1 protein-coding gene is annotated in these 2,133 nt (G+C 66.1%); it reads right to left on the reverse strand.

Translation table 11 applies throughout. The features are described from left to right. Positions 1 to 2,064 (reverse strand): polyphosphate kinase 1 (gene ppk1, locus JNK68_12095; GenBank protein MBL8541095.1); only part of this gene is annotated, 2,064 nt, incomplete at its 3' end. Positions 2,065 to 2,133 lie beyond the last annotated feature (69 nt).

Raw genomic sequence — 2,133 nt, forward strand, 5'->3', positions numbered from 1 at the left:
TGCCATCTCCATCAGCCACGCGTGCGTACCGAAGGCTGCCGGACCGGTCGTCGCTTCGCCAGGCTGCAACTGGATGTAGGTTCCATCCGGCTGCATCTCCCACGCCTGGCGGCGGTCCGCCAAGCTTGCCTCCAGTATCTCCCACAGACGTGTGCGCATCGCGCGTTCTTCCACGGGTGCCGCCGCCTCGACCCGACGCGAGAGATTACGCAGCATCCAGTCGGCCGACCCGATGTAAAACTCGCCCGCCAGCGGGTCGTCCTCGCCGTTGGCAAAGTGGAAAATGCGCGAGTGTTCGAGGAAGCGCCCGATGATCGAGCGCACCCGTAGGTTCTCCGTCCATTCGGGTACGCCGGGGCGCAGGCAGCAGAAGCCGCGCACCAGCAGGTCGACGGGCACGCCCGCACGGGAGGCTGCACAAAGCGTCTGCGCGATCTCGACGTCGTCGAGCTGGTTGATCTTCGCGATGATGCGTGCCGGGCGGCCGGCACGGCGATGCTCGATCTCGCGCTCGATCATCGTGAGGAAGCGCTGGCGCATATTGACCGGCGCGACCAGCAGCTTGTGGAACACCGGGGCACGCGAAAACCCGGTGAGGTAGTGGAAGAGGTTGACGACGTCGGTGGTGAGCGTCGGCTCCCGCGTGAGCAGCCCGACGTCCGTGTAGAGCCGGGCCGTCTTGACGTGGTAGTTGCCCGTGCCGATGTGCGCGTAACAGCGCAGTTCAGTGCCGTGCTTCTGTACCACGAGCGCGACCTTGGTGTGGGTCTTGAGACCGAGCACGCCGAACGTCACGTGCGCACCGACCTTTTCCAGCTCCTGCGCCCAGTGCAGGTTGCGCGCTTCGTCGAACCGCGCGGTGAGCTCGATCACGCAGGCGACCTGCTTGCCGGCTTCTGCAGCGCGGATGAGCGAGCGCACGAACGGCGTGTCATCGCCGACCCGGTACACCGTCATCTTGATGGCGAGCGTCTTCGGGTCGTCGGCCGCTTCGTCGATGAAGCGCTCGACGCTTTCATCGAAGCTTTCGTAGGGATGGTGAACCAGGATGGCGCCGACGTCGACGGCTGCGCAGACCGGGACGCTGGCGTCCGAGAGGCGCAGCGGCAATCGCGGCGTCCACGTCGGGTCCCGCAGCTCGGGCACGTCGAGCGCGGCAATTTGGAAGAGATCGGGGTAATCGAGCAACCCCTTCGACTCGAACGCGTCGCTTTCCGACAACTCGAAACGCTCCAGCAGCGCCTGTCGTACACCGGCATCTGCGCCCGGCGCAAAGTCGATACGCACCACCGGCTCGAAGCGCCGCTGGCGCAGCGCGTCGCTCACGACGTCGCGCAGGCTGTCGCTGTCATCGTCCTCGAGTTCCACCTCGGCGTTGCGCAGGATACGAAACAAGGTCGAGGACACGATCTCCATGCCCGGGAAGAGCTTGAAAGCGTTGTGCCGGATCAAATCCTCGAGCCCGAGGAACACGCGCTCACCCGGCTCGACGTCGCTCTTCAGCGCAACCCAGGCCGCGATTTCGGACGGAACCTTGACGCGTACCACGCGTACCTCCTGCGAGTCGCCGGCGCGCAGCACGAAGGCCCAGTTGGTCGAGAGGTTCGACATGAAGGGGAAGGGATGCGCCGGATCGAAACCGAGCGGGGTGAGGGCGGGCGACACGTTGGCGTCGAAAAAGCGCGACGCTTCCTCGCGCTGAGCGGCCGTCAGCCGATCCCAACCCGCCAGCACGATACCGTGACGGGTGAGTGCCGGCAGCAGGACCTCGGTATAGCAGTGTGCCTGTTGCGCGAGCATATCGTCGACGGCGGCGCGGATGCGTGTCAGGCGGTCGCGCGCGTCGCCGCCGTGCGGCACCGGGTCCTCCAGATCCTCCACGCGCGCCTTGCCGCGCAGGACGCTGACCCGCTTCATGAAGAACTCGTCGAGGTTGGAGGTGACGATGGCGAGGAACTTGAGGCGTTCGAGCAGGGGATTGCGCTCGTCCGCCGCCTCGTGCAGGACGCGGCCGTTGAAGGCCAGCCAGCCCAGGTCCCGGTCGTACCAGGCATGCCGCAACAGATCCTTGCGCGTCGGCCGCTCGGCCGGCTCCTCGGCATCAGACTTTTCGGTTCGCGGCTTCGACTTGGT

Source organism: Betaproteobacteria bacterium (assembly GCA_016791345.1).
Lineage (GTDB): Bacteria > Pseudomonadota > Gammaproteobacteria > Burkholderiales > JAEUMW01 > JAEUMW01.